The 25460-nt window shown below is 66.5% G+C and carries 32 protein-coding genes; 18 read left to right on the plus strand and 14 right to left on the minus strand.

Annotated features, from left to right (window positions below):
- Nucleotides 1-24: 24 nt before the first annotated feature.
- Nucleotides 25-861 (plus strand): metal ABC transporter permease, encoded by an 837-nt coding sequence (locus tag ACZ60G_RS19190; protein ID WP_397056519.1) that lies wholly within the window; start codon nucleotides 25-27, stop codon nucleotides 859-861.
- Between the two features lie 176 nt (nucleotides 862-1037).
- Here ACZ60G_RS19190 and ACZ60G_RS19195 read toward each other — a convergent pair whose 3' ends face one another.
- Nucleotides 1038-1559, minus strand: a complete 522-nt coding sequence (locus tag ACZ60G_RS19195) for a hypothetical protein (protein ID WP_465811408.1) — start codon at nucleotides 1557-1559, stop codon at nucleotides 1038-1040.
- A 232-nt stretch (nucleotides 1560-1791) separates the two neighbouring features.
- On the opposite strand from ACZ60G_RS19195, the gene ACZ60G_RS19200 reads away from it, so the two are divergent.
- Both ACZ60G_RS19200 and ACZ60G_RS19205 read left to right on the plus strand, forming a co-directional pair.
- Nucleotides 1792-2964 carry an acyl-CoA dehydrogenase family protein gene (locus ACZ60G_RS19200; RefSeq protein ID WP_465811409.1) on the plus strand — a complete coding sequence of 391 codons (1173 nt, stop codon included), beginning with the start codon at nucleotides 1792-1794 and terminating at the stop codon, nucleotides 2962-2964.
- Between the two features lie 56 nt (nucleotides 2965-3020).
- Nucleotides 3021-3830, plus strand: a complete 810-nt coding sequence (locus ACZ60G_RS19205; RefSeq protein WP_465811410.1) for an enoyl-CoA hydratase/isomerase family protein — start codon at nucleotides 3021-3023, stop codon at nucleotides 3828-3830.
- A 9-nt stretch (nucleotides 3831-3839) separates the two neighbouring features.
- On the opposite strand, the gene ACZ60G_RS19210 is transcribed toward ACZ60G_RS19205, so the two are convergent.
- The 6 genes from ACZ60G_RS19210 to carD form a co-directional block, all read right to left on the minus strand.
- Nucleotides 3840-4118 (minus strand): DUF4190 domain-containing protein, encoded by a 279-nt coding sequence (locus ACZ60G_RS19210; RefSeq protein ID WP_465811411.1) that lies wholly within the window; start codon nucleotides 4116-4118, stop codon nucleotides 3840-3842.
- 80 nt (nucleotides 4119-4198) lie between these two features.
- On the minus strand, nucleotides 4199-5176 hold the full coding sequence (gene rlmB, locus ACZ60G_RS19215) for a 23S rRNA (guanosine(2251)-2'-O)-methyltransferase RlmB (RefSeq protein ID WP_465811412.1): 978 nt from the start codon (nucleotides 5174-5176) through the stop codon (nucleotides 4199-4201).
- Nucleotides 5176-6603, minus strand: coding sequence for a cysteine--tRNA ligase (gene cysS / locus ACZ60G_RS19220; protein WP_465811413.1), 1428 nt, complete (start codon nucleotides 6601-6603; stop codon nucleotides 5176-5178). The genes rlmB and cysS overlap by 1 nt, the downstream gene beginning before the upstream one ends.
- 64 nt (nucleotides 6604-6667) lie before the next feature.
- A complete protein-coding gene (gene ispF, locus ACZ60G_RS19225; RefSeq protein WP_062990256.1) occupies nucleotides 6668-7135 on the minus strand; it encodes a 2-C-methyl-D-erythritol 2,4-cyclodiphosphate synthase in 468 nt (155 codons plus the stop codon).
- A 2-nt stretch (nucleotides 7136-7137) separates the two neighbouring features.
- Nucleotides 7138-7842 carry a 2-C-methyl-D-erythritol 4-phosphate cytidylyltransferase gene (ispD, locus tag ACZ60G_RS19230; RefSeq protein ID WP_465811414.1) on the minus strand — a complete coding sequence of 235 codons (705 nt, stop codon included), beginning with the start codon at nucleotides 7840-7842 and terminating at the stop codon, nucleotides 7138-7140.
- A gap of 2 nt (nucleotides 7843-7844) precedes the next feature.
- Nucleotides 7845-8333 carry an RNA polymerase-binding transcription factor CarD gene (carD, locus tag ACZ60G_RS19235; RefSeq protein WP_040686206.1) on the minus strand — a complete coding sequence of 163 codons (489 nt, stop codon included), beginning with the start codon at nucleotides 8331-8333 and terminating at the stop codon, nucleotides 7845-7847.
- Nucleotides 8334-8898: 565 nt separating this feature from the next.
- On the opposite strand from carD, the gene ACZ60G_RS19240 reads away from it, so the two are divergent.
- Both ACZ60G_RS19240 and radA read left to right on the plus strand, forming a co-directional pair.
- Entirely contained in the window at nucleotides 8899-9618 is a 720-nt protein-coding gene (locus ACZ60G_RS19240; RefSeq protein WP_465811415.1) for a copper chaperone PCu(A)C domain-containing protein, read from the plus strand.
- 105 nt (nucleotides 9619-9723) lie between these two features.
- Entirely contained in the window at nucleotides 9724-11130 is a 1407-nt protein-coding gene (gene radA, locus ACZ60G_RS19245) for a DNA repair protein RadA (protein ID WP_465811416.1), read from the plus strand.
- Nucleotides 11131-11148: 18 nt separating this feature from the next.
- Here radA and ACZ60G_RS19250 read toward each other — a convergent pair whose 3' ends face one another.
- Complete coding sequence (locus ACZ60G_RS19250; protein WP_465811417.1) at nucleotides 11149-11829, minus strand: hypothetical protein; 681 nt, start codon at nucleotides 11827-11829, stop codon at nucleotides 11149-11151.
- A gap of 121 nt (nucleotides 11830-11950) precedes the next feature.
- On the minus strand, nucleotides 11951-12574 hold the full coding sequence (locus ACZ60G_RS19255; protein ID WP_387294262.1) for a carbonic anhydrase: 624 nt from the start codon (nucleotides 12572-12574) through the stop codon (nucleotides 11951-11953).
- Nucleotides 12575-12721: 147 nt separating this feature from the next.
- On the opposite strand from ACZ60G_RS19255, the gene ACZ60G_RS19260 reads away from it, so the two are divergent.
- Nucleotides 12722-13606 (plus strand): HhH-GPD family protein, encoded by an 885-nt coding sequence (locus ACZ60G_RS19260; RefSeq protein ID WP_465811601.1) that lies wholly within the window; start codon nucleotides 12722-12724, stop codon nucleotides 13604-13606.
- Nucleotides 13607-13780: 174 nt separating this feature from the next.
- Here ACZ60G_RS19260 and ACZ60G_RS19265 read toward each other — a convergent pair whose 3' ends face one another.
- The gene (locus ACZ60G_RS19265) at nucleotides 13781-14533 is read right to left on the minus strand and encodes an alpha/beta fold hydrolase (protein ID WP_465811418.1); all 753 of its coding nucleotides are present in this window, start codon (nucleotides 14531-14533) and stop codon (nucleotides 13781-13783) included.
- 152 nt (nucleotides 14534-14685) lie between these two features.
- Here ACZ60G_RS19265 and mhuD point away from each other — a divergent pair, with 152 nt between their 5' ends.
- From mhuD to ACZ60G_RS19285, 4 genes are all read left to right on the plus strand, one after another.
- Entirely contained in the window at nucleotides 14686-15000 is a 315-nt protein-coding gene (gene mhuD, locus ACZ60G_RS19270; protein ID WP_397293899.1) for a mycobilin-forming heme oxygenase MhuD, read from the plus strand.
- A 248-nt stretch (nucleotides 15001-15248) separates the two neighbouring features.
- The gene (locus ACZ60G_RS19275; RefSeq protein ID WP_040686176.1) at nucleotides 15249-15443 is read left to right on the plus strand and encodes a CbtB domain-containing protein; all 195 of its coding nucleotides are present in this window, start codon (nucleotides 15249-15251) and stop codon (nucleotides 15441-15443) included.
- Nucleotides 15434-16258 carry a CbtA family protein gene (locus ACZ60G_RS19280; protein WP_465811419.1) on the plus strand — a complete coding sequence of 275 codons (825 nt, stop codon included), beginning with the start codon at nucleotides 15434-15436 and terminating at the stop codon, nucleotides 16256-16258. Before ACZ60G_RS19275 ends, ACZ60G_RS19280 begins: the two co-directional genes overlap by 10 nt.
- A gap of 36 nt (nucleotides 16259-16294) precedes the next feature.
- Complete coding sequence (locus ACZ60G_RS19285) at nucleotides 16295-16810, plus strand: hypothetical protein (RefSeq protein ID WP_465811420.1); 516 nt, start codon at nucleotides 16295-16297, stop codon at nucleotides 16808-16810.
- Here the strand turns inward: ACZ60G_RS19285 and ACZ60G_RS19290 are convergent.
- Nucleotides 16767-17459 (minus strand): response regulator, encoded by a 693-nt coding sequence (locus ACZ60G_RS19290; protein WP_465811421.1) that lies wholly within the window; start codon nucleotides 17457-17459, stop codon nucleotides 16767-16769. The genes ACZ60G_RS19285 and ACZ60G_RS19290 overlap by 44 nt on opposite strands.
- The gene (locus ACZ60G_RS19295; protein ID WP_465811422.1) at nucleotides 17456-18748 is read right to left on the minus strand and encodes a sensor histidine kinase; all 1293 of its coding nucleotides are present in this window, start codon (nucleotides 18746-18748) and stop codon (nucleotides 17456-17458) included. The genes ACZ60G_RS19290 and ACZ60G_RS19295 overlap by 4 nt, the downstream gene beginning before the upstream one ends.
- Before the next feature lie 271 nt (nucleotides 18749-19019).
- Between ACZ60G_RS19295 and ACZ60G_RS19300 the strand changes: the two genes are divergently transcribed.
- Both ACZ60G_RS19300 and ACZ60G_RS19305 read left to right on the plus strand, forming a co-directional pair.
- Nucleotides 19020-19922 (plus strand): ABC transporter ATP-binding protein, encoded by a 903-nt coding sequence (locus tag ACZ60G_RS19300; protein ID WP_465811423.1) that lies wholly within the window; start codon nucleotides 19020-19022, stop codon nucleotides 19920-19922.
- A complete protein-coding gene (locus tag ACZ60G_RS19305) occupies nucleotides 19919-20779 on the plus strand; it encodes an ABC transporter permease (protein ID WP_465811424.1) in 861 nt (286 codons plus the stop codon). The genes ACZ60G_RS19300 and ACZ60G_RS19305 overlap by 4 nt, the downstream gene beginning before the upstream one ends.
- 56 nt (nucleotides 20780-20835) lie before the next feature.
- Here the strand turns inward: ACZ60G_RS19305 and ACZ60G_RS19310 are convergent, their stop codons facing one another.
- Nucleotides 20836-21441: a TetR/AcrR family transcriptional regulator gene (locus ACZ60G_RS19310; RefSeq protein WP_465811425.1), complete on the minus strand. Its 606-nt coding sequence runs from the start codon at nucleotides 21439-21441 to the stop codon at nucleotides 20836-20838.
- 101 nt (nucleotides 21442-21542) lie between these two features.
- Between ACZ60G_RS19310 and ACZ60G_RS19315 the strand changes: the two genes are divergently transcribed.
- From ACZ60G_RS19315 to ACZ60G_RS19340, 6 genes are all read left to right on the plus strand, one after another.
- Nucleotides 21543-22226, plus strand: coding sequence for an FMN-dependent NADH-azoreductase (locus ACZ60G_RS19315; RefSeq protein ID WP_465811426.1), 684 nt, complete (start codon nucleotides 21543-21545; stop codon nucleotides 22224-22226).
- Nucleotides 22226-22546 (plus strand): DMT family transporter, encoded by a 321-nt coding sequence (locus tag ACZ60G_RS19320; RefSeq protein WP_063042772.1) that lies wholly within the window; start codon nucleotides 22226-22228, stop codon nucleotides 22544-22546. The genes ACZ60G_RS19315 and ACZ60G_RS19320 overlap by 1 nt, the downstream gene beginning before the upstream one ends.
- 26 nt (nucleotides 22547-22572) lie before the next feature.
- Nucleotides 22573-22794: a hypothetical protein gene (locus ACZ60G_RS19325; RefSeq protein WP_465811427.1), complete on the plus strand. Its 222-nt coding sequence runs from the start codon at nucleotides 22573-22575 to the stop codon at nucleotides 22792-22794.
- 44 nt (nucleotides 22795-22838) lie between these two features.
- Complete coding sequence (locus tag ACZ60G_RS19330) at nucleotides 22839-23279, plus strand: OsmC family peroxiredoxin (protein ID WP_040686169.1); 441 nt, start codon at nucleotides 22839-22841, stop codon at nucleotides 23277-23279.
- Nucleotides 23280-23411: 132 nt separating this feature from the next.
- Nucleotides 23412-23699 carry an SHOCT domain-containing protein gene (locus ACZ60G_RS19335; protein WP_465811428.1) on the plus strand — a complete coding sequence of 96 codons (288 nt, stop codon included), beginning with the start codon at nucleotides 23412-23414 and terminating at the stop codon, nucleotides 23697-23699.
- 135 nt (nucleotides 23700-23834) lie between these two features.
- Nucleotides 23835-24641 carry an LLM class flavin-dependent oxidoreductase gene (locus ACZ60G_RS19340; RefSeq protein ID WP_465811429.1) on the plus strand — a complete coding sequence of 269 codons (807 nt, stop codon included), beginning with the start codon at nucleotides 23835-23837 and terminating at the stop codon, nucleotides 24639-24641.
- A gap of 91 nt (nucleotides 24642-24732) precedes the next feature.
- Here the strand turns inward: ACZ60G_RS19340 and ACZ60G_RS19345 are convergent, their stop codons facing one another.
- Complete coding sequence (locus ACZ60G_RS19345; RefSeq protein WP_465811430.1) at nucleotides 24733-25380, minus strand: vWA domain-containing protein; 648 nt, start codon at nucleotides 25378-25380, stop codon at nucleotides 24733-24735.
- Between the last annotated feature and the right edge of the window lie 80 nt (nucleotides 25381-25460).

The raw sequence follows: 25460 nt of genomic DNA on the forward strand, positions 1-25460 counted from the left end.
AAGCTCTCCGATGTCGTCTCGAAGATGTTCGACTTCACCACCACCGCGGACCTGCTCTCGTATTCCTTTGTGCAGCAGGCGGTATTCGCGGCCGCGCTGCTCGGACTGCTGGCCGGTGTGATCGGGCCGCTGATCATCAGCAGGCAGATGTCGTTCGCGGTGCACGGCACCAGCGAGCTCTCGCTGACCGGCGCGGCCGCCGCGCTGCTCGCCGGTATCGGGGTCGGGCTTGGCGCGATCGTCGGCTCGGTGGTGGCGGCGGTGCTGTTCGGTCTGCTCGGCACCAAAGCCAGAGAACGCGATTCGGTGATCGCGGTGGTGCTGTCGTTCGGACTCGGACTCTCGGTGCTGTTCCTGTGGCTCGGTCCCGAACGCGCCGGATCGAAATTCTCGCTGCTGACCGGTCAGGTGGTCAGCGTCGGCTACAACGGGCTGGCACTGCTGCTGACCTGCACCGTTTTGGTGCTCGCCGTACTCGCGGTGGTGTACCGGCCGCTGCTTTTCGCGAGTTCGGATCCCGAAGTCGCACTCGCCCGCGGAGTTCCGGTGCGGGCGCTTTCGGTGGTGTTCGCGGTCATGCTCGGCATTACCGCGGCCTTCGGTGTGCAGATCGTCGGCGCGCTGCTTGTGCTCGCCTTGCTCATCACGCCCGCGGCCGCGGCGGCACAGCTGACCGCGAATCCGGTGCGCGCCACCGTGCTCGCGGTGGTGTTCGCGGAAACGGCGGCGGTGGGCGGCATCCTGTTGTCGCTCGCGCCCGGCGTTCCGGTCTCCACCTTCGTCACCACCATCTCCTTCCTGATCTACCTGATCTGCCGAGTCATCGGCCCCCGACGCCGTCAGGCCGCCCGCGCCCGCTGACTCCCGCTCACCAACCCGAGCCGGTGCCGCGCCTTTGTTGCTCGCCACGCACGGAATAACCGCCAGCCATGCGTGGCACGCACGGACTACCTGGCATAGCGCACGCGGAAGGTGCGGATGGCAACGCGCGAACCAGGTGCCCGCGCTTGGCGAGCACCTGGCCGGTGGGCGATGGATCAGCCCGTGAAAGGAGCAATCAGGACCACGATCGAACCGCCGAAGACGATGACGTGGCGCAGGTTCTGCAGGTACGGGGTCACCCAGCGAGGGAAGGCGGCTTCGGCTACGTCGAGGAAGCGCTGGACGTCGATGCGGGCCAGTTCCGGGTCACCCTTGCGGGCGAAGGCGGCCTGGACGCTCTTGGCGGCGGTCAGGTTGCTGTACAGGATCGCGACATTGCCGAGCAGCACCAGAATCTGGAAGACCCAGGACAGTGTCCGGACCCAGTCGTTGCCCGCCAGATTCAGCACGGCCATCGCGGTCATCACCAGTGCGATCCCGACCGGAGCCCAGGTCTCGTGGCCACCCGCGTCGAACCGCATACCGTTCTCCGCGAGTATCTCGGGGCGCACACCCTGACGGGCCAGCTCGGCATCGGCGGCGGTCTGGGCCGCGGCTCCGTAGCGGTGGCGCACCAGCGGAATGCTGACGAAAGCGAGGGCGATCAGCAATTGGGCGACGGCTGCGACGGTCATCATGGCGGTTCTCCTCATCGGGTTGTTCGTCGAGTGGCTCCTCGAATGACCGAACGATCTCCCGCCGCGCTGACAGTGCGCTGACACCTGATCGGCCCGCGCTGAAATCAGCTATCAGCGCAGTTCAGAAGGGGCTCTAGCTAGCCAGGGAAGCTTTTGATGGCAACCGCCTTCAGTCGGACGCCCCCGGTTTCGTATGCTCGACCCACGCGCCCCATCGAACGAATGGTGACCAATGATCGACTTCACGATTCCCGCCGAACTCGCCGTCGAACGCGACCGAGTCCGCCAGTTCGTCATCGACAAGATCATCCCCTTCGAGCGCGATCCGCGACTCACCTCGCACGGCCCCACCGACGAACTGCGCCAGGAACTCGTCGAGCTGGCCCGCGCGGAAAAACTGCTGACCGTGCAGGCCCCGGAAGCCCTCGGCGGGCGCGGTCTCACCCATATCGAGCAGGCCGTGATCTACGAGGCGGCGGGCTGGTCCACCCTCGGCCCGGTCGCGATGAACTGCGCCGCGCCCGACGAGGGCAATATGTTCCTGCTCTCCAAGATCGCCAACCCGGAACAGGTCGAGCGCCACCTCGCACCCGCCGTCGCCGGACACCGGCGCACCGTCTTCGCGATGACCGAACCGGACGGCGCGGGTTCGGACCCGAATCAGCTGGCCACCGAGGCCGTCTTCGACGGCGAGAACTTCACCATCAACGGCCGCAAATGGCTCATCACCGGCGCGGACGGCGCGAAGACCTGGATCATCATGGCGCGGGTCGCACCGAACCCGCATGTGCCCGAGGGCCCGACGCTGTTCCTGACCGAAGGCGACCAGCCCGGCATCGTGATCGAACGCACCATGAACACCATGGACCGCAATTACGTCGGCGGTCACGGCGTGGTGCGCTTCGAGAATCTGGTGCTGCCCAAGGACGCGCTGCTCGGCGAGACCGGTCAGGCGCTGCGCTACGCCCAGCTGCGACTGGCCCCGGCCCGGCTCACCCACTGCATGCGCTGGCTCGGTGCGGCCGAACGCGCACAGTCCATCGCCGTCGAATACGCCAGGACCCGCACCGCCTTCGGCAAACCGATCGGCGACCACGAGGGCGTTTCGTTCATGCTGGCCGATAACGAGATCGCCCTGCACCAGTGCCGCCTCACCATCTGGCATGCCTGCTGGCTGATGGACCAGGGCGAGAAGGCCAGGCACGAGAGCTCGATCGCCAAGGCATACGTCTCCGAGGAGCTGTTCAAGGTCGCCGACCGCTGCGTACAGGTGCTCGGTGGCATCGGCATCAGCGATGAGACGGTCGTCGAAATGATCTTCCGCGACATGCGCGCCTTCCGTCTTTACGACGGCCCCACCGAGGTGCACAAGTACGCCATCGGCCGCCATGTGTTGCGGGCATGAGCCACGTTGCCGGAGCCGCGGGCGAGGCAAATTCAACACGACTACCATCCAGTGACATGAGTTCGGAATTGCTCGTCGATGTCTCCGCGGGCATCGCCGTCCTCACACTCAACAGACCCGCACAGCAGAATGCCGTCACCCCGGCCATGGCCGCCGAATTGAGTGCGGCACTGCAGCGATGCGATGTCGAGGATGCGATTCGCGCGGTCGTCATAACCGGCACGGCGCCCGCGTTCTGCGCGGGTGCGGATCTGTCCAACCGGGTCGGCGAGGTCAGCGCGACCATCGAACCGGCCCCGTGGCGGGTGCGCAAACCGGTGATCGCGGCGGTGAACGGGCATGCGGTCGGCATCGGACTCGCACTGGCCCTGCAATGCGATCTGCGGTACATGGCACAGGACGCCGTCTACGGACTCAACCAGGTGCGTCGCGGGGTGCTCGCCGACGGCTACGCGCACTGGACGCTGCCGCGGCTGGTCGGCATGGCCAATGCCGCCGACATCATGCTGACCGGTCGCACCTTCGACGGCGACGAGGCCAAGGCCATGGGCCTGGCCAATGGCTGCCTGCCCGCGGGCGAGGTGCTGCCGACGGCACTCGCCATCGCCCATGACATCGCGAACGGGGCGGCGCCGCTGCCGGTGGCACTGTCGAAGCGGCTGTTATGGGAGAGCCTCGGCATGAGCCCGGCCATGGTCGGTCAGCTGGAGACCGATCTGAACGAGCACGTCGGCAAGAGCATCGACGGCGGTGAGGCGATGGCGGCCTTCCGGGATCGCCGCCAGCCCAATTGGACCGGCAGTATCAGCGAGGAATGGCCGGCCTGGGACAGCAAGGGCGATAAGCAACGGCCCAGCCTGGATTGACCCGCTTGGTTACGCGCGGCCGCCGACCAGGATGAGCAGGAAAACGATCGCCATGCAGACCATGAGGATCGTGCCGATAACGCCGAGGACGTAGCCGACCAGCACCTGGGCGCGGCCGCCGTAACCGCCGTGGGATTCCTCGATCTGGTCGAGCGCGCGTCTGCCGAGCGCCCAGGCCACCGGTCCCAGCACACCGCAGCAGAACAGACTCGCCGCACCGAGCGCCAGCACCGCCGTCGCGTGCGGATGCTCGATCGTCTCCTGCGGAACCTGGTTCGGGATGACCACGAGTCGAATTCTACGGGGCCGGAGTCGATTTGCGGTTCAACCCCGGCGGCCGATTTGCCCTAGCGACCGACTTCCGGTGCTCAGGCCCGGCGCTGACGCGCGATCTCGGAGAGTACGACGCCCGCCGCGACGGAAGCGTTCAACGATTCCACCGGACCCGCCATCGGGATGCCGAGGATCGAATCACAGGTCTCGCGAACCAGCCGGGACAGGCCCTTACCCTCCGAGCCGACCACGACCACGGTGGGAATGCTGCCGTCGAAATCATCGAGGATGGTGTCACCGCCCGCGTCCAGACCGACGATCTGGAACCCCTTCGAAGCCCAATCCTTCAGTGTGCGAGTGAGATTCGTCGCGCGGGCGACCGGAAGCCGGGCCGCGGCACCGGCACTGGTCCGCCAGGCCACCGCGGTCACGCTCGCGCTGCGCCGCTGCGGAATCAGTACACCCTGTCCGCCGAAGGCGGCCACCGAACGGATCACGGCACCGAGATTGCGCGGATCGGAAATATTGTCCAGCGCGACCAGCAGCGCGGGTTCGGCCGAATCCTGCACCCGTGCAACCAGATCATCCGGATGGGCGTACCGATACGGCGGCACCTGCAGCGCAACACCCTGATGCAGTCCGTTGGCGCTCAACCGATCCAGATCGGTGCGCGGCACCTCGAGGATCGAAATGCCCGCATCTGCGGCAATCTTCACACTTTCGGTGAGCCGGTCGTCGTTCTCGGTGCCCACCGCGACGTACAGCGCGGTCGCGGGCACACCCGCACGCAGACATTCGACGACCGGATTGCGGCCGAGCACCATCTCCGGGCTGTCGTCGCTCTTGCGTCCGGCCGGGCGAGCGCCACCGCGCGGACCCGGCCTACCTTGACCCGCGGCCTTCGCCTTGGCGGCCGCACGCTTGGCGGCGGGATGTTTGGTGCGCGCCTCGGCGGGCGGGGTCGCGCCGCGCGGTTCCAGACCGCGCCGACGCTGCCCACCGGAGCCGACGACCGCGCCCTTCTTGCTGCCGCCCTTACGAATCGCGCCTCGACGCTGCGAATTACCTGCCATCAGTTCGCCTTTCCACGCTGCACTGCGCCCGGCGAATGCTGTGCCGCACCCAGCGACCATTCCGGACCCTGTGCGGTATCGGTCACTTCGACTCCGGCGGCCTGCAACCGGTCCCGCGCCGCATCGGCGCTGGCCCAGTCCTTCGCGGCGCGCGCCTGCTGGCGGCGGTCGAGTTCGGCGCGCACCAGAACGTCCAGGGCATCCAGCGCGACGGAATTGTCCTGTGGGCTGTACCACTGCGGATCGAACGGGCAGACGCCGAGGATATTCAGCATGGCCCGGACCTGCCCGGCCAATTCGACCGCCTCATCGATCGCACCCGATTCCAGCGCCTTGTTGCCCTCGTGCACCACGCGATGCACCTCGGCCAGGGCCCGAGGAATCGCCAGATCGTCGTCGAGCGCCTCGGCGAACGCATCGGTCCACTTGCCGACCGCGATCTCCCCGGCCCGCTCGGCCACCCGGTGCACGAACGCCTCGATGCGCTGGTACGAGGCCGCGGCGTCGTAGAGCGCCTTATCCGAGTACTCCAGCATCGAGCGGTAGTGCGCGCTGCCCAGGTAGAACCGAAGTTCAACGGCCCGAACCTTTTTCAGCACATTCGGCACCGACAACACATTGCCCAGCGACTTGGACATCTTCTCGCCGCCCATGGTCACCCAGCCGTTGTGCAGCCAGTACTGTGCGAAACCGTCGCCGGCCGCCTTGGACTGGGCGATCTCGTTCTCGTGGTGCGGGAAGACCAGATCCATTCCGCCACAATGGATATCGAATTCGGGTCCGAGATAGAACTCGGCCATCGCGGAGCATTCCAGATGCCAGCCGGGCCGACCGGGACCCCACGGCGACGGCCAGGTCGGCTCACCGGGTTTGGCGGCCTTCCACAGCGTGAAGTCGCGCGGATCGCGCTTGCCCGCACCGGCGCTCTCGCCCTGGTGCACGTCATCGAGTTTGTGCCCGGACAGGCTGCCGTATTCCGGATAGCTGACCACGTCGAAGTAGACGTTGCCCGCCGAGGCATAGGCGTGCCCGCGCTCGATCAACCGCTGCATCAAATCGATCATCTGGGTGATGTGGCCGGTCGCGCGTGGCTCCACCGAGGGCGGCAGTACGCCGAGGGTTTGGTAGGCGTTGTCGAAGGCGCGCTCGTAGGTGGACGCCCACTCCCACCAGGGCCGGCCCGCTTCGGCGGCCTTGGTCAGGATCTTGTCCTCGATATCGGTGACATTGCGGATGAACCACACGTCGTAGTCGTGGGCGAGCAGCCAGCGCCGTAGTACGTCGAATGCGACTCCGCTGCGCACATGGCCGATATGTGGTTCCCCCTGCACGGTGGCGCCACAGAGGTACACCGAGGCACGGCCGGGGACCAGTGGCGCGAAATCGCGCATGGTCCGCGTGTCGGTGTCAAAAAGGCGCAGAGTCACGGAAGTCGATCCTAGCTGGTAGATAAGGCCGTTCACGGAGCGGCTCAGGTCGGCGGAGGCTGGATCAGCGACACTCTTGTAGCAGGGCGGTAGCCACTGCCGCAATGCCCTCGCCGCGACCGGTCAGCCCGAGGCCGTCGGTTGTGGTGCCCGACACCGAGACCGGGGCGCCGAGCAGCTCGCCGAGCACCTCTTGGGCCTCGGCGCGACGCGGTCCGATCTTCGGCCGATTGCCGATCACCTGGACCGCCGCATTGACGATTTCGAAGTCCGCCTCGTCAAGGAGCCTTCGCACTTCTTTGAGCATGGCCGCGCCGGAAACGCCTGCCCATTCCGGCCGTCCGGTGCCGAAGACCGCGCCGACATCGCCGAGTCCGGCGGCGGAAAGCAGCGCATCGCACAGGGCGTGCGCGGCGACATCGCCGTCGGAATGTCCGGCGCAGCCGTCGTCGCCGTCGAAGAGCAGACCCGCCATCCAGCACGGCCTGCCCGCTTCGATGGGATGGACATCGCTGCCGATGCCGACGCGCATACTCATGACCGGCCCGCCGTCCGCGCACCGTCCAGCACGGCATTTGCCAGCAGCAGATCGAGCCGGGTGGTGATCTTGAAAGCCATGGGGTCGCCCGGAATGGTGCGCACCCGGGTGCCGAGCAGTTCGACCAGACCCGCGTCGTCAGTGGCCTGCATGCGCTCATCGGCATAGGCCGCGCGCAGCAAGTCGGCGGCGAAACCCTGCGGAGTCTGAATGGCGCGCAGACCGGCGCGGTCGGGCGTACCGGTGACCTCGCCGCGCGCGTCGACGGATTTGATGGTGTCCACCACCGGCAATGCGGGCACGACGGCTTCGGCACCAGCGCGCAGTTCCGCGACGACCCGGGCGATCAGCTCGGGCGGGGTCAGTGCGCGGGCGGCGTCGTGCACGAGGAAGTGGGCGGCATCGGGGGCGGCGGCGATACCGCAGCGCACCGAATCGGTGCGCTCGGCGCCGCCGATGACCACGCGCACCGACTCCGAGGGCGGCAGCAGGGCAATGGCGCTCTCGACGAGTTCGGTGGGGACCATCACGATGATCCGGTCGACCGCCCCGGAGGCGATCAGGCCGTCGACGGCCAGCCGGACCATAGGTGTGCCGCCGACCGTGACGAACGCCTTCGGTGTCGATTCACCCAGACGAACGCCACGACCGGCGGCAGGCACCAACGCAGCGACGGATCCGTCGCTGTTAGAAACGTTCACGGTCAGGAAGCCGCGGCAAGAACCTCATCGAGGAGCGTCTCGGCCTTGCCGTCATCGGTTCCCTCGGCGAGCGCGAGCTCACCGACGAGAATCTGACGAGCCTTGGCCAACATCCGCTTCTCACCCGCAGACAGACCGCGGTCCTGCTCCCGACGCCACAGGTCGCGAACGACCTCGGCCACCTTGTTCACATCGCCGGAGGCGAGCTTCTCCAGGTTGGCCTTGTAGCGTCGAGACCAGTTAGTCGGTTCTTCGGTGTGCGGCGCACGCAGCACCTGGAAGACTCGGTCGAGACCCTCCTGGCCGACGACGTCGCGCACGCCGACATATTCGGCGTTCTCTGCGGGAACGCGAACAGTCAGGTCACCTTGGGCGACCTTCAGGACCAGATACTCTTTCTGCACACCCTTGATGGTGCGAGTCTCGATTGCTTCGATCAGCGCCGCTCCGTGGTGGGGGTAAACGACGGTGTCTCCGACCTTAAAAATCATGTGTCCCGTGCCCCTTTCGATGTTCACAGTTTAACATGCGACTCGGTAACGGCGCGATCAACTGTGCAGGTCAGGGCCACAACGAGCCAACCGCAGGGGTTGACAGAACCGGTGCGGTGTGCATTGCGTTGTGCCAGAACAGGTTATCGACCGGCGCGGATAGCACACCGGACGGTCCGCGAACCCAGCAGCGTGTCCGCCACTGCGCCGCCTTCTCGGAAAACCGTTACCTAACGGATGCCGAGCAACGGGGTGTCCGAACCATCCAGCTCTGGGGACCCACAACGGAGCGAGTCTTACGAGCGACCCGTTCGCGGCCCGTCTCGCGTCCGAGTCGTCGAAGCGCATGCGCCGCAGGCGCGAGTCTCGACGGCGCCGCTAGCGACTTGCTTGCAGGTCGCTCGAAAGGGGCGGACGCGAGACACCAGGGGGCGCGAACGGGTCGCGCCGCAGGCGCGGCCAATTCAACACAGCCCGCGCGCCCGCGCCGCGGAGGCTACTACTACGCTGCCTAGTTATTACTCTCCCTAGCGGAGTGAGCCCGGTCGACATGGAGGGACAACCCGTGACTGCCCTGAAAGCTGTGACCGCCTCGACAGGGGCGCGTCGTCGCATGGTTTCGGTTGCCGTGCTCGCCGCCGGAGCGGCACTCGTGCTGTCCGGCTGTAGTGCAGGCCAGACCGCACAGACCGCGAGCCAAGTCGCCGCGGTCAACGGCAACCACGCCGACATCGACCGGATCTCGCTGCGCAATGTGCACATCGTCTTCCCGGCCACGGGCACCGACTACACCAACACCAAGGGCGGCAAGGCGATCATCGCGCTGTCGATCGTCAACAACAGCGAGACCGTCACCGACGAGCTGACCAGCATCACCTCCGACCTCGGCACGGTGAAGATCACCCCGCCCGCAGGCGCCTCGGCCTTCCAGATCGCCCCGCAGCAGACTGTCGTCGCGGCGGCCTCCCCCACCACCGCAACCGCCGCCAAGTCCGACGAGCACGGTGCGACGCCGAGCAGCACTGCCGCGCCGACCACCAGCGCCACACCCGACTCGCACGGGGCCGGCGACAAGACCACCGTCGATCCGGAGAAGAAGCCGGGTCTGATCGAGATCACCGGTCTGACCAAGGACATCATCCCCGGCCTCACCTACCCGGTGACGTTCAACTTCAAGCAGAACGGCACTGTGACCGTGCAGGTCCCGGTCGACGCCGGTGCGGCCGCCGAACGGCACGAGGGCCAGACCGCCGCGACCGAGGGCGAGCACAAGGGCGGACACTGATCCGCTGACGCCCCGGGCAACGTATACGGCTGTCGCGCATTCGCGCGGCAGCCGTTTTCGTATCTGTCGAGCCCGCTTGTCGGGGGTGGTACGTAAGGTGCGCCTGTGGCCAAGACCAAGTCGATCTTCCGATGCTCCGAATGCCGGTACGAGGTCGCCAAGTGGGTGGGCAAATGCCCGGACTGCGGCGCATGGGGCACCGTCGACGAGGTAGCCGGATCGGCGGCGGCCGCGGCATCACCGGTCGGACGAAAAGCCATGCTGCCGAGCACCGCCGCCGCGCCCATCTCGCATATCGATTCGAAGGTCACCAAGGCCAGGCCGACCGGGGTCGAGGAACTCGACCGGGTGCTGGGCGGGGGCATCGTGCCCGGATCGGTCGTCCTGCTCTCCGGTGAGCCCGGAGTCGGCAAATCGACGCTGCTGTTGGAGGTCGCCCACCGTTGGGCCGCTCAGCGTGATGAGAAGTCGCTGTATGTCACCGCCGAGGAATCGGCCGGACAGGTTCGGCTGCGCGCCGACCGGACCAATGCGGTGCACGAAAGGGTCTATCTCGCAGCGGAATCGGATCTGTCGATCGTGCTCGGCCATGTCGAACAGGTGCGCCCGACACTGCTGGTGGTCGACTCGGTGCAGACCATGCTCGTCCCGGAGGTGGACGGCACCATCGGCGGCGTCACCCAGGTGCGCGCGGTGGCGGCGGCGCTCACGTCACTGGCCAAGGCGAGCGGGATCGCGGTGCTACTGGTCGGACATGTCACAAAGGACGGCAATGTCGCGGGCCCGCGCACGCTCGAACATCTGGTGGATGTGGTGCTGCAGTTCGAGGGCGACAAGAACTCCACACTGCGCATGGTGCGCGGCATCAAGAACCGCTTCGGCAGCTCCGACGAGGTCGGCTGTTTCGAATTGCACGACGACGGGATCTCCTGCGTCACCGATCCGTCCGGGCTGTTTCTGCACCACCGCACCGATTCGGTATCGGGTACGGCGGTCACGGTCGCGATGGACGGTAAGCGGCCGCTCGTCGCCGAGGTGCAGGGCCTGACCGTGCACACCGAGATCCCGAATCCGCGACGGGCGGTGAGCGGGCTGGACTACAACCGGGTCGCGATGGTGCTCGCCGTACTGCAGAGCCGCGGGCGGGTGTTCCTCGGCAAGCACGACGTGTACGCCGCGACCGTCGGCGGTATGCGCCTGCTGGAGCCGGCCGCGGATCTCGCTGTGGCACTTGCCATTGCGAGTGCCGAACGCGATCAGGCGCTGCCCGTCGGCTGGATCATCCTCGGCGAGGTCGGGCTGGCGGGCGAGGTGCGCCGGGTCACCGGACTGGAGCGCAGACTCGCCGAGGCCGAACGCCTCGGCTTCACCACCGCCCTGGTGCCACCCGGTTTGGCGCGCACCAAGAGCGGCATGAAGATCCACGAGGTGACCGACGTAAAGTCGGCCATCCGTCTCGCCGGTCTGCGCAAACAGCGCGCGGCAACCACCGAAACGGCCCCCGACTTCTGAGCCCTGTCGCACAACCTGTCAGGCGATGTTGAAGGGTTCGGCGGCGCTGCGGAGCGAGCCCAGTTGAGCGACAACGGCGTACGCGCCGGGTGGAACCTGGACGCGGTCGCCCGCACAGTTGGGTTGGGAGGTCGAGCCGGACCAGGTGACCATGAAGGCCGCCTGTTCGCCGCGGTTCAGGGTGCGGACGTCAGGGGCGCCGTCCGGATAGCAGTCGGTGCTCGACCACAGGCGGCGCTGGCCGTCGAGGCTGGTCACCGAGACCTGCTGCAGTCCGGAGCCGACATCGCGCGAACAGGCCGTGGACGAGATATTGGTGATCACGACGCCGAATACCGGATTCTCACCGGTCTTGTAGGTCGGCTGCTCAACGGTCACCTTCACCGCGAGCGACTGATCCGGGCAGATACCCGCGGCGACCTGGCTGGCGCTCGCAGCCGCAGCGGTAGTGCCGGTGGGCTTCGCGCTGGATTCGCCGGTGGCCGGCGGCGGCATCGAGGAGGATGCGCCCGCAGGCTTATTCGTCGCCGACGCGGAACTGGTCGCGGCCGCCTTTGTCGTACCGGGCGAATCGCCGCCGCGCGTGACCGTCAATACCAACCAGATCACCAGTGCGAGCGCCACGACCAGAACACCTACGGCGAGCGCGCGGCGTCGCCAGTAGATCTCCGGAGGCAGCGGTCCATTCGGTTCCAGCACGGAGTCAACGGTAAGGGCACGATCCGGTACAGCGACTCAGGACCCCGGCGTGTCGGATCGGAAAACCCGCACGCGGCAGGTAAATTCCGCTCCCACCGCTGGATGTCTCGGATCGGCGGTATCAGGCCAGCTCACCGATATTGCCGACGACCCGCTGCAACTTGACTTCGCCCTCGGCCAGTTTGTATGTGACGCAGGCGATCGCGCATTCACCCGTGGCAACGCGCTGCGAAATGATCATCGAGCGCTGCATGAGCAGTCGGCTGGTCTCCACCACATGCCTGGCCTCCATCTCGTCGACGGTGGACAGCCCCTCCCGGCGCCCGATCAGAATCGACGGTGTGACCCGCTCGACCACACTGCGGATGAATCCGCCGGGCACCTCGCCGCCGTCCAGCGCGTCGAGGGTGGCCTTCACCGCGCCGCAGCTGTCATGGCCGAGCACCACGATCAGCGGCACATTCAAAACCTGCACGCCGTACTCGATCGAGCCGAGCACCGAGCTGTCCACGACATGGCCCGCGGTGCGCACGACGAACATATCGCCGAGGCCCTGGTCGAAAATCAGCTCGGCCGCCACGCGGGAGTCACCGCAGCCGAACAGGATCGCGTGCGGGTGCTGGCCGCTGACGAGCTTGGCCCGGTCCGCCGCGCCCTGACTAGGATGCAGCAGGTTGCCGTTCACGAAGCGTGCATTGCCTTCGCGAAGGGATTTCCAGGCACTGATCGGGTTGGAATCCGGCATACCGACCATTGTGCACATCGCAATGGTTACCAGCGAGTCCGGTTCGTTACGGCTCGGCAAATATCGACCGGCCGCAGGACAATAGGAACGGTGAGGGCAGTGTCGGAAGGCGGCGCAGCGCAACAGCGTGCAGGTGGAAAACCCAAGATCACGACGGGTACCAGCCGGGTGGATGCCGAATCGTTGCTGGACTGGTACCGGGAGACCGCGCGGGATCTGCCGTGGCGAGGCAAGGACGTCACGGCCTGGCAGATCCTGATGAGCGAAATCATGCTGCAGCAGACGCCGGTGGTACGGGTCGAACCGATCTGGCGGGAGTGGGTCGTGCGCTGGCCGGTCCCCTCCGCCATGGCGGCCTCGTCGCAGGCCGAGGTGCTGCGCGCCTGGGGCAAGCTCGGATATCCGCGGCGGGCGCTGCGGCTGCACGAATGCGCGAAGGTGATCGCCGAGGAACACGGTGACGAGGTGCCGACCGATGTGGATGTGCTGCTCGGCCTGCCGGGTATCGGCGCGTATACCGCGCGGGCGGTGGCCTGTTTCGCCTACGGACAGCGAGTTCCGGTGGTGGACACCAATGTTCGCCGGGTGGTGGCGCGTGCCGTGCACGGGCGCGCGGAGGCAGGTAATCCGTCGTCGCGCGATCTGCCCGAGACCGAAGCGCTGCTGCCGCGCCGAATCGACCATGCCGCAATGTTTTCCGCCGCGCTGATGGAACTGGGTGCGACGGTGTGCACCGCGCGCACGCCCGACTGTTCGCGTTGCCCGCTGCCGCAATGCGCCTGGGTTTCGGCGGGCAGACCGGTCTCGGATGTGGTTCGTAAGACGCAGAAGTACGAGGGCACCGATCGTCAGGCGCGCGGTCGGCTGCTCGACGTGTTGCGCGACGCGACCGGTCCGGTCGAGCGAATCCGGTTGGATCTGGCCTGGACTCGCGATCCCGGCCAGCGCGACCGCGCTTTGGACTCCCTGCTGGTCGACGGCCTCATCGAACAAACCCCAGACGGGCTGTTCGCGCTGGCCGGTGAGGGCTAGACAATCGGGGGTTTCGAGTCCAACAAGATCGAACAAGCCCCCGATCGGACTCTCCACTATGGACTGCTCGCGCTGGGCGGCAAAGCTGGAACAGCCTCATCCGGCGTCATCGAGCGCCTCATCGAATAAACCGACGGGCCGTTCGCCCTGACCGGCGAGGGGCTGAACACAGCCTCATGCGGGAAGGTTCAGGACTTTCCGAAGGAAGGCTTCGACCTCGGTGCGGTAGCGCTCCGGTTGGTCGTCGTGCACCAGATGGCCCGCGCCCGGGATGCGGACGTAGACGGCGTCCGGGTGGACGTCGGCCATCTGCCGCATCTGGCCCTCGGGGGTGATGGTGAATTCGCCCTCGATCAAGAGAACGGGCGCTTCGACCGCGCGCCATTGCGCCCAGAAGTCGCGGGTCCCCCACTCCTCGGAGATATCGCGGAAGGTGGCGACCGAACCGTGCAGACGGTAGCCGTCGGGGCCGTGCTCGAAGGAGTCGAGGAAGTAGCGCCCGGCGACCGGGCCGAAGTAATCCAGCACCGCGTCCGCATCCGGAAACGGCTGCGGCCAGGACTCGATCATGGCCGCCCAGTTCGCGGCGGTGCGGCCGCGGAAGTCGGGGGCGATATCCTCGACCACCAGCGCGCGCACCCGCTCCGGATATCCCGCGGCGAAAACCCAGCTGTGCAGACCGCCCATCGAATGGCCGATGACCACCATGGGTTCGGAAATTTCGGCGGTGGCAGTGGCGAGGTCGTCGATGAAGGCCTCGGTGGTCAGTTCCACGGGCGCGGGACGACCGTGGCCGGCGGCGTCGAAGGTGTAGACGTGGCCGAACTTCCGCAACCAGTCAAGGTGATCGCGCCAGGTGCGGGCACTGCCCATCAGTCCGTGCAGCAGCAGGATCGGCACGCCCGCCCCGCCTTCGTCATACAACACTGTGACATTTTGCAGCGCCTGCGCGCTGCGTGTTCGCGGCCCCCTGGTGTCTCGCATCCGACCCTTCGAGCGACCCGCAAGCAGTCGCTAGCGGCGCAGCCGAGACTCGCTCCGTGGTAGCCGAGTTCATCGGCGAACGTATTGTCGAGCCCATGGCTGTTGTGAAGATCAATGCGATCGAGGTTCCGGAGGGCGCGGGACCCGAATTGGAGAAGCGATTCGCCCATCGCGCACACGCGGTCGAGGGCTCGCCGGGCTTCCTCGGCTTCCAGTTGCTGCGGCCGGTGGCCGGAGAAAACCGGTACTTCGTTGTCACCCAATGGGATTCGGAGGAGTCGTTCGCGGCGTGGCGGGACGGGCCCGCGCGCGAGGCGCACGCCGGCGAGCGGCAGAAGCCGGTTTCGACGGGTGCCTCACTGCTGGAATTCGAGGTCGTACTGGACGTCGCGGCAAAGCCCGCTTCCTGAAACCGCTGGACAGACGCGGCGCGCGACTCGCCCATCCCGGCCAGGGCAAGTCGCCCGCCGTGTTGACGCCGAGTACAACCGGATGTCACAGTTCGAAGGACAAACGCGAGGGTGACGCGGTAATTCGGTGAAATTCCGGAGCGGTCGCGCCACTGTGTTCTTGCACCGAGTCCTTGGTGCCGGAAAGCCAGACACCGGCACCTTCGCACCGAACAACTCACGGGACGCGCATCCCTAGGAGGACTCGAATGGCTATCGCGCATTCACCGAGTCGGGCAACTGATTCACTCGGCACGCTGCTCATCGCAGTGGGCGTCGTTCTTCTCGCATTGCTCACGCTGTACCTGGTCGGCTTCGACCAGGGCGTCATCTCGCGCAGCGGGATGTACCTGCATGAGCTCATGCACGACGGACGTCACCTGCTCGGTGTGCCGTGCCACTGAGTACACCCACCCCGCCGACTCCGTCGGCTGCCGTCCCCCTGGGCGGGTCCCTCAAGACCCTGCTGCTCCGTGGCCTGCTGGCCGGCCTCATCGCCGGTCTGCTGGCCGCGACAGTGGGCTACTTCGTCGGCGAACCCAAGATCGACGCCGCCATCTCCATCGAAGAGGCCAATACCGCCAAGGCCGCCGAGCATGCCCAGGAACCAGCCGGGCATACGCACGGTGACGAGGAAGAACCGCTGGTCAGTCGGTCCGGACAGAAGTTCGGGCAGTTCCTTGCGCTCGGACTCGCCGGGCTCGCGCTCGGGGCGATCTTCGCTTCGGTCGCGCATTTCGCACGCCGGTACACCACCTTGTCGGGGCCGAAGCTCGCGCTCGGATTGGCATTGGCCGGCTGGACCGCGATCGTGGCGGTGCCGTTCTTCAAGTACCCGGCCAATCCGCCCGCCGTGGGTGAACCGGACACCATCAACCAGCGCACCCTGCTGTGGTTGGCGGCGGTGCTACTCGGACTCGCTGCCGTCGGTATCGGGCTGTACGTCTACAAACTGCTTGCCGCGCAACTCGGTACAGTCCGGCTGATCGCCGGGGTCGCGGCATTCGTCCTCATCGTCGTACTCGGGTACGTCCTGTTGCCCGGTGTGAACGAGGTGAAGGACGACTTCCCGGCCGTCCTGCTGTGGCAGTTCCGTGCGACATCGCTCAGCGAGACGGCCACCCTGTGGGCTTGCCTCGGCCTCGGTTTCGCGGCGCTCACCGAATTCGCCACGCGCGATAGCACTCCGGTACGAGAAACAGCCGCTACCGCAGGCTGATCCGGAGTACGGACCGCGAAAGGCAGTGTCGGTCGTATGACCGGCACTGCCTTTTCCGTATGGCCGCGAACCGACCCACCGCGCTCGGTTTCCGTGGCATTCACCTGCCTCGTCATCGCGCTGCTCTGCGGCGTCGGCGAAGCCATCACCTACACCGCCGCGCAATTGGACCGCCCGAATGCCGATATCGGCTCGCTCGCAACAGGTCTCGCTATTCGCAGCGGCATCTACCTGGTGGTTCTCGGCGTTGCCATGCAGATGGTGCGCGGTGCCCGCTGGGCCAGGCTGGTGCTCACCTTCGGCATCGGCGTAATCGGCCTGGCCTCGCTGATCATCGAACCACTGGCAGCCACGTTGTCCGCCAAGCAAATCGGTGACCTGTTCGACAACCTCACCGCATCCGCAATGATCACCGGAATCTTCCGCACCGGGCACATCCTGGCCGTCTTGGTTGCCATCCCCGCCATGTACCACCCGACCGCCCGCCACTATTTCGCGAGGGACAGCGTTATTGCCAGCCGGGGCGGACCAGGCCGGATTCGTAGGCCATGACCACGAGTTGGGTGCGGTCTCGGGCGTCCAGTTTCATGAGGATGCGGCTGACATGGGTGCGGGCGGTGGCGGGGCTCATGAAGAGGCGTTCGCCGATTTCGGCATTGGTGAGGCCCTCGGCTACCAGGGCCATGACCTCGCGCTCGCGGTCGGTGAGTTCGGTGAAGGCGGCGGGCGGGGGTTGTTTGGCGTGGGCGGAGAATTCGGCGATGAGGCGGCGGGTGACGCCGGGTGAGAGCAGGGCGTCGCCCGCGGCGACGACTCGGATGGCACGGACGAGATCGGCGGGTTCGGTGTGTTTGACCAGAAACCCCGTCGCGCCGGCGCGCATTGCTTCGAAGACGTATTCGTCGAGTTCGAAGGTGGTCAGCACGACCACCTTCACCTCGGCGAGTTTCGGATCCTCGGCGATCATTCTGGTGGCGGCAAGGCCGTCCAGCACCGGCATTCTGATATCCATCAGGACCACATCGGGGGTCAGGCTGCGGGTCATGCGGACGGCCTGTTCGCCGTTGTCGGCCTCACCCACCACCTCGATGCCGTCCTGCGCATCGAGCAGGGCGACGAAACCGCCGCGCACCAGGGCTTGGTCGTCGGCAACCAATACCCGGACAGGCCCACCCGCATCCCTCGGATTGCCGCCGTTCATCGCGCCTCCTCCTGAGCCCCCACCTGGGACGGTAGCCGGGCCACCACGCGGAATCCGCCACTGGGCCGCGGACCCGCGATGAGCTGGCCGCCGAGGGCGTGTGCGCGCTCGCGCATGCCGAGAATGCCATTGCCGCCGCTCGCTCCGGACTTCGATTGTGTGCCGGTGGCGCGAGCGTTGTCGATGGTGATCTCGACCGAATCGGCGGCATAGCGGATAGTTACCGCGGCCGGTGCGCCGGGCGCGTGGCGGACCACATTGGTCAGCGATTCCTGGATGATGCGGGCCGCCGCCACATCGACGACGCTGGGCAGTTTGTGTGCGGTGCCCATAATGCGGGTGTCTACCGTGAGACCGGCGGCGCGGGTGCGCTGCAGCAGTGCGTCCAGGTCCTCGATGCTCGGGACCGGACTCCGTGGGGCGGGCGGCGGGGCTTCGACGCTGGGGGCAACCGAACTATCTCGGTCCCGTTCGGAATCGGGGCGTGCGGGCGCGGATTCCGGCTCGACCTCCGAGTCGCGCACTTCGGCCGCGCTGCCACTGCGGATCGAGTGCAACAACGTATGCACCTCGGCCAAGGCATCCTTACTCGCCGTTTTGATTGCCGCGAGCGCCGATTCGGCCTGTTCCGGCTTCTTGTCGAAGAGCTCCAGCGCCACCGAGGACTGGACATTGATCAGCGAGAGGCTATGCGCCAGTACATCGTGCAGCTCGCGCGCGATCGCGAGCCGTTCCTCGCTGGCCCGCCGTTCGCGCTGCGCCTCCTCGTCGCGGCGCGCCGCCTCGGCCCGCTGCCTGCGTGCCACCAGCACCGCCTGGCGCTGACGGATCCCCTCCGCGATCGCGACCAGCACACCCAGCCAGGCGATCATGCCGAAGGCCAGCCACGGGTCGGCCGGATGCCCGACCAGTGCGGGCAGCGGCCAGAGCAGCGCGAGATAGCCGATCGGCGCGAGCGGATATGTCCACCAGCGCGATCCGACGATCGCGGCGCTGATGAATGCGATCACCAGTGAGACGAAGATCGGGCCGTAGCCGTAACCGCGCAGCAGGTACACCGCGCAGGATGCGATCGTCACGAGCAGCGCGGGCAGCGGGTAGGAACGGCGTAGCAATAACGCCACCGGTCCGATGAGCAACAGCACATAGCCGAATGCGTCGAGCGAGTGCACTCCGGTCTGGCGCAGGTTGGCATTGCGTCCCCCGACGACCTGGATCGCCGCGACGACGAGCGCGAGCACCCAGTCCTGAACGACCGGGCCACGTTTCGATTCCCCTGGCGCTGTCACACTTGCAGCCTATTAGCACGGACGGGCCACCACGTCCGCCGCGCTACGTATGCTCCCCCGGCCCTCGAATATTCTGCCGGGCATTGGTGCCTCAACGGTCGCGTCGCGGACCGTCGGTCGAGGTGACAGCCAGGTTGTGGGCGTTCACCCATGTGCTTGCGAAATCAGTCGTCGCGTCCGCTGTCACGGCGCTTCGTAGGCCGCGGTACGTACGCCGAACATCGCCGCGCGACGGATGTGTCACCCCTGGTCGGGGGCGGATTCTCGGTGCATGACAGATTCCGTCGTGGTCACCGCAGGGCTGACCAAACGCTACGGCACCCACGCCGCCGTCGACCGCGTGTACATGAAGGTCGCGCCCGGTGAGATCTACGGGTTTCTCGGTCCGAACGGTGCCGGTAAGACGACCACGCTGCGAATGCTGGTCGGTTTGATCCGCCCCACCGATGGCACCGCCACCGTGCTCGGACATACCCCGGGCGATCCTGCCGTGGTCCGCCGCATCGGCGTCCTCATCGAGGGGCCCGGCTTCTACCCCTACCTCACCGGCCGCGACAACCTGCGGGTACTCGCGAGATACCGCGGCCTCGAGCGTGCCGATGTGGAGGACGCACTCGACCGCGTCGGCCTCGCCAATCGCGCCGACGACAAATTCCGCACCTACTCCCTCGGCATGAAGCAGCGCCTCGGCGTCGGCGCGGCTCTGCTCGGCCGTCCCGATCTGCTGATCCTGGACGAGCCGACCAATGGCCTCGACCCGCAGGGCATGGCCGAAATGCGGGAGCTCATCACAACTCTCGCCGGTGACGGCCATACCGTGCTGCTGTCCAGCCACATGCTCAGCGAGGTGCAGGAGATCTGCGATCGCGTCGGGGTGATCTCCGGCGGCAAGCTGCTCACCGAATCCACCGTCACCGAATTGCGCGGCGCCTCTTCGCTTTTGCTGCGGGCCGAACCGCTGGAGGTGGCTTTTCCCGCGGTGCGCCGAGTGGTCGGCGAGCGCTCGGCCATGTTGACCGCGGGCGGTATACGGATCGAGGCCGGTGCGGACAGCGCGCCGGTGGTCGCGCGCGCGGTCGTCGAATCCGGCGCGGATCTGCTGGAGCTGCGGACCGATGAAAAGTCCCTGGAAGAAGTGTTCTTCGAAATGACCCAATTGGAGCCTGCGAAATGAACGGGACCGTGAAAGACCTGACGGCGAGCACGAGAGCGGAAATGCTGCGACTGCGTAAGTGGCCCGCATTCTGGATCATTCTCGGCACCTGGATTCTGCTGAATCTCACCTTCTCCTACCTCTTCAACTACCTCGCCTACTCCTCCGGCGATATGAAGACGATGTCGAACGGCGTGCCCAAAGACGTGCTGCTGCACCAGATGTTGCCCGCCGCGGTGCCCGAGGTCTTCACCCAGGGCATGGCGATGTTCGGTGGTGCGCTGATGCTCATTCTGGGTGCATTGACCATCGGTAGCGGATATGGCTGGGGCACTTGGAAGACCGTGCTCACCCAGGGTCCGTCGCGGACCAATGCCATCGGCGGTGCGCTGATCAGCCTGATGGTCACGGTTATCGGGCTGGTGTGCGTCGCGTTCGTGGCGGATATCGGGGTCGCCTCGATTATCGCGACAACCCAATCGCAGTCGCTCGCACTGCCAGGCCTCGGCCAGGCGGTGAACGGAATCATCACCGGCACAGCGATTCTCGGGATGTGGACACTAGCGGGCGCACTGATCGGGGCGATCGCACGCGGTCCCGCACTGGCCGTCGGGCTCGGACTGGTATGGGTGCTGGTTGTGGAGAATCTGCTGCGCGGTGTCGCGGCGATCTTCAGCCCGATCAAGGTGCTCACCGATCATCTGCCCGGTACCGCGGCAGGTTCGATGGCCGGTGCGATGCGGACCGCCGAAGGGCCGTCGACGCCGGGGGTGCTCGACATCCTGTCGCGGACTCAGTCACTCATCGCGCTGGTGGTGTACGTGGCGCTCTTCGCGGTGGGCACGATGTGGCTGGTGCAGCGGCGCGATATGGTCTGATCCACAGACACCGAAAACCGTTGGCGGACAACAGTTCCGTCAGCGGTTCGGCGCATTCAGGACTCGGACACCACGGAACGGGCCAGTTCGGCCAGCGCCGTCGCGATCTGTGCGGAAGTGAGACCCCGCGCCCGCTGATGCCGGTAGACCTCGGCAGCCAACGGTGCGAGCAGCGAATCGACCATGGCGTCCGGTTCCCCGACGCCTGCGGCCACCAACAGCGACCGGACGTGCAGGAACCAGAAGCCGTACGCACCGGTGGCGAACCGGGCGCCGCCGGTCTCCGCGCCGAGCACCAAATCCGCGTGCCCGTCCAATAATTCGACCATGGCGGCATAGAAGGCGGCGAGCCGTTCGGCGGGTGGCGCGCCGGGACCGAGCGGTGGTTCACCGCGCAACAACTGCTCCTGCAGTGCGCGTTCATGTTCGTCGAGCAGTGCGACGGCGATCGAATTCGTATCCGGATAGCGGCGATAGAGCGTGCCGCGACCGACCCCCGCCGCCTTGGCGATGTCGTCCATCGTGACAGTGCGCGGATCCCGCGTTGCGAACAGTTCGGCGGCCGCGGCGAGCACCTTGGCCCGGTTGCGGGCCGCATCCGCGCGCTCGGTCGGCACTGCGGGTTCCGAATGCCCGCCGAGCAGGTCCATATCGCTGTTCATCGCCCCGACTGTACTCGACTTTCCAATCAACTGGACAGAGCGTCCGGTTATCGGTACGGTTCAACCGGACATAATGTCCAGTTAGATGCACAGGAGAGATCATGAGCACGTTGTTGCACCTCGATGCCAGCGCACGGCGTCGTTCCATCAGCCGGGAACTGAGCGCGGCATTCGCCGAGGCGTGGCGCGCCGCGAATCCGGAGAGCGACTACATCTATCGCGACCTGGCGGCCGAGCCGGTGCCCTTCATCGACGAGGCATGGACCGAACTGTGCGATGCCGTCCTCGCTCAACCGAGCACCGATCTGAACCGCCTCGCCGAACTGGTCCACACCCCTGAACAGGCCGCCGCATGGGCGATCGTGGAACCGCTGCTGACCGAGGTGCTGGCCGCCGATGTGATTCTGATCGGCACCCCGATGTACAACTACTCGATCCCGGCAGCACTCAAGGCCTGGCTCGACCAGGTGACCTTTCCGCGAATGTCCTTGGGCGACAGGCAATTCGTCGTCGTCTCCGCACGCGGCGGGTCGTACGCACCCGACGCCCCCAAGGCCGCATTCGACTATCAAGAGCGCTACCTGCGCGATTTCTTCGCGGGCCATTTCGCCGTCACCGACACCGTTTTCGTCAATGCGGAACTCGCCAACTCGAGGCAGGACCCGGCACTGGCGCATCTGCGCGGCAAGCATGACGAATCCTATTCGGCCGCAATGGAATCCGCGCGCCACCTGGCCAGCCGCTATCGACTGCTTGCAGGTCGCTCGAAAGGATCGGAGTACTGATGAACTGGATCATTCTCGGCATCGCCGGACTGGTGGAGATCATCTGGTCGCAGAGCATCAAGCCGACCGAGAACTTCACGCGCCTCGTCCCGACCGTCATCTGCTTCGTACTCGGCGCTGTCGCGGTGTATCTGCTGTCGCGGGCCATGCAGACGCTGCCGGTCGGCACGGCCTATGCGGTCTTCACCGGAATCGGCGCGGTCGGCGCGATCAGCCTCGGTGTTGTGATCAACAAGGATCCGATGAGCGCCGGACGGCTGCTGGCGCTGTCGCTGATTCTCGGCGGCATCGTGCTGGCGCGCGTCACCAATCCGGAGTGAGCAGGTCCGGCGGTACAGTCCGAACCGTGATCGAACCAGTGGGGTACCCGACCTACCTCGGTACTCGACTTCGCGTGGCGCACAAGGAATTTGCCGATGAGGTGGCCCGCGACCGGCATTCGCAGGCCTGGCCGTTGGTACTCGAACAGCTCGATCAGCGCACGGCCGAGCCCGCCTGGGGCGCCACCTGCTGCTGCACACGATTCGGACTGCTGCCTCCGCACGCGTCGCGGGGGCGGCGGGGGTAGGTTCGACTGCGAATTGTGATTCACACATCTTCGAAAGGACCGTGATGCCCACACGTACCGCGCGCACCGCTTGGACCGGCGGCCTCCAGGACGGCTCCGGCCAGGTCGAGCTGGCCAGTTCCGGTGTCGGCAAGTACGACGTTTCCTTCCCCAAGCGCGCCGCTGACGACGCCGACGGCACCACCAGCCCCGAGGAACTGATCGCGGCGGCGCACTCGTCCTGCTTCGCCATGGCCCTCTCGGCCCAGATCGGCAATGCCGGTGGCACGCCCGAGAGCCTGGACGTCACCGCCGATGTGACCCTCGGCCCGGATCCGGACGGCGGCTTCCGCATCAGCGCCATCAAACTCACCGTCCGCGGCCGGGTCTCCGGCCTGGACGCCGACGGCTTCGCCGCCGCCGCGGCCGCCGCCAAGGCGGGCTGCCCGGTCAGCAAGGCCCTCGCCGGGGTGGACAACATCACCCTCGACGCCGCCCTCGCCTGACTTCCCGGCTCCTCGCACCGCCTGTGCGAGGAGCCCAGTGGTTATGCGAGCGCCGCGTACGCGCACAGACGTAGGGCGAATATCGTCGGCAGGCCGATGTCCGGGTGGGGGTGTCGGGCGCAGGGTTGGGTCATGAGCATTTTCACGCAACCCGAGGCCATGACCTTCTTGGCCGATCACTATGACGGCGGATGGCATCCCTGGCCGTTCTTCTGGATCTTCCCCTTGCTGTTCTGGGCCACCGTCATCGTCTTCTTCGTATTCGCGCGGCGGCGGTTCTGGGGTCACCAGAGCGGAATCGGTGCGCTGCGTACCGCATTCGCGCGCGGCGAGATCACCGAGGATCAATATCGGAGTCGGCTGGCGGTGCTGCGCGAACGCGGTGGGAAGCCGCGCGGTGGTGAAACTTCGACCACCTGAGCGCTTTCCACAAAGGCCGCCGCCCACATCCCACGGGCGGCGGGTACCGCACCGGGCGTTTGCCCGAAATCTATCGGCCGCCAGCTCCGGAACGATGCAATGACTCATTCGACCCGAATCACGGGAGACCGCACCATGACCATCACCTTCGGCATCATCATCACACCGCGTTCGGGCTCCGAATGGGCACGTGCGGTACAAAGCGCCGAACAGCAGGGTTACCAGACGATCCTCCTTCCGGACACCCTGAACACCCCGTCCCCCTTCCCCGCACTCGCGGCCGCCGCCGCGGTGACCACCACCATCCGACTCCGCCCGAACGTCCTGGCCGCTCCCCTGCGCAATCCGGCCGCCACCGTCCGGGAAACCGCCGCACTGCAACTGCTTTCGGACGGACGATTCGAACTCGGCATCGGGTCGGGGCGTCCCGATGCGAACGCCGAGGCCGAACGACTCGGCATGCCTTGGGGTTCGCCGGCCCAGCGCCGCGAGCAACTCATCGCCACCGTGCATGCCGTTCGCGAACAGGTCGATCCGGTGCCACCGATCGTCGTTGCCGCGAATGGACCTCGAATGCTCACTGTCGCCGCAGGTTTCGCCGATCGAGTGCTACTTGCCGCCGGACCGGATGCGACCGAGGCCGATCTCGCCGAGATGGTCCGGATCGTGCGCGACAATACCGATCGCGATGTGCGCTTCACCCATCAACTGGTCGGCATCGGTGACGAACTGCCGTTCTGGTTGAGCAAGCGGCTCGGACTCACCGCGGACGGACTGCGCGCGGCCGGATCGGCGGGTGTGCTCGACGGCGATCCGGCCACGGTCGCCGAGGTGCTCGAATACCGCAGGGAGAAGTACGGCATCGATGAACTGATCGTCCCCGGCGAACTGGCCCAAGCCTTCGCCCCGGCACTGGCCTTGTTCACGAACTCGTCTGTCTGACCGGAAGCCCTGACCCCGCCACAGCGCCGCGGTCGCAATTCTCGCGACTGCGGCGCTGTGCTGATATGCGCGCCCGACATTGCCTGCGAAACTACTGCCCGTCCGGATTGGCCGCCTGACGTTCGGCATCGGTGAATCCATCCACCGCCTGTCCTGGCGCGGCCATACTGCGCCGCGCCGAATATGCCGCAGCCGACGCGAATGCCCCGGCCGCTCCGGCCGGTGTCGCGCCGTAGGTCAGCGAGCGCCGCGGATCGAATCCCAGTTCGGACCCCACCGCCACCGCATCCATATTCGCGCCGAGGAATACGAAATCCCAGGAGTACACATCCTGCTGCTGCGTAATCAGGGCCCGCACCGCGGCATGCGTCCATTCCCGGCTGGAATTTTCGTGCCCATCGGTGAGCACAACGACGATCACCGTGCCCGGCCGCTCGTGCTCGGGTCGAGCCGAGAGTTCCCGGCCGATATCGGTGACCAGCCGCCCCACCGCGTCGTACAGTGCGGTTCCGCCACGCGGCTGCAGGCTCAGCGGCGGCACCTCGGCGATCGGCCGATTCGCATAGACCAGTTCGTATTCGGTATCGAACTGCGCCAGCGTCACCAGCGTCGTCTTCGGCACCTTGCGCTGTTCTTCGATGTAGGCATCGAAGCCGCCCTCGGTATCGGTTTTGATCGCCTGCATGGAACCCGACCGATCCAGCAGAACCGCGATCGATGTCAGATCTGAATTTGTCACCTAGCACCCCCGTGATAGTTGTCCGAATGACCGCTCCCCACGGTACGCCGCTGCTCGAGCGTGCGAATTCCAGAAAAAAA

This window comes from Nocardia sp. NPDC102475, from assembly GCF_055584605.1.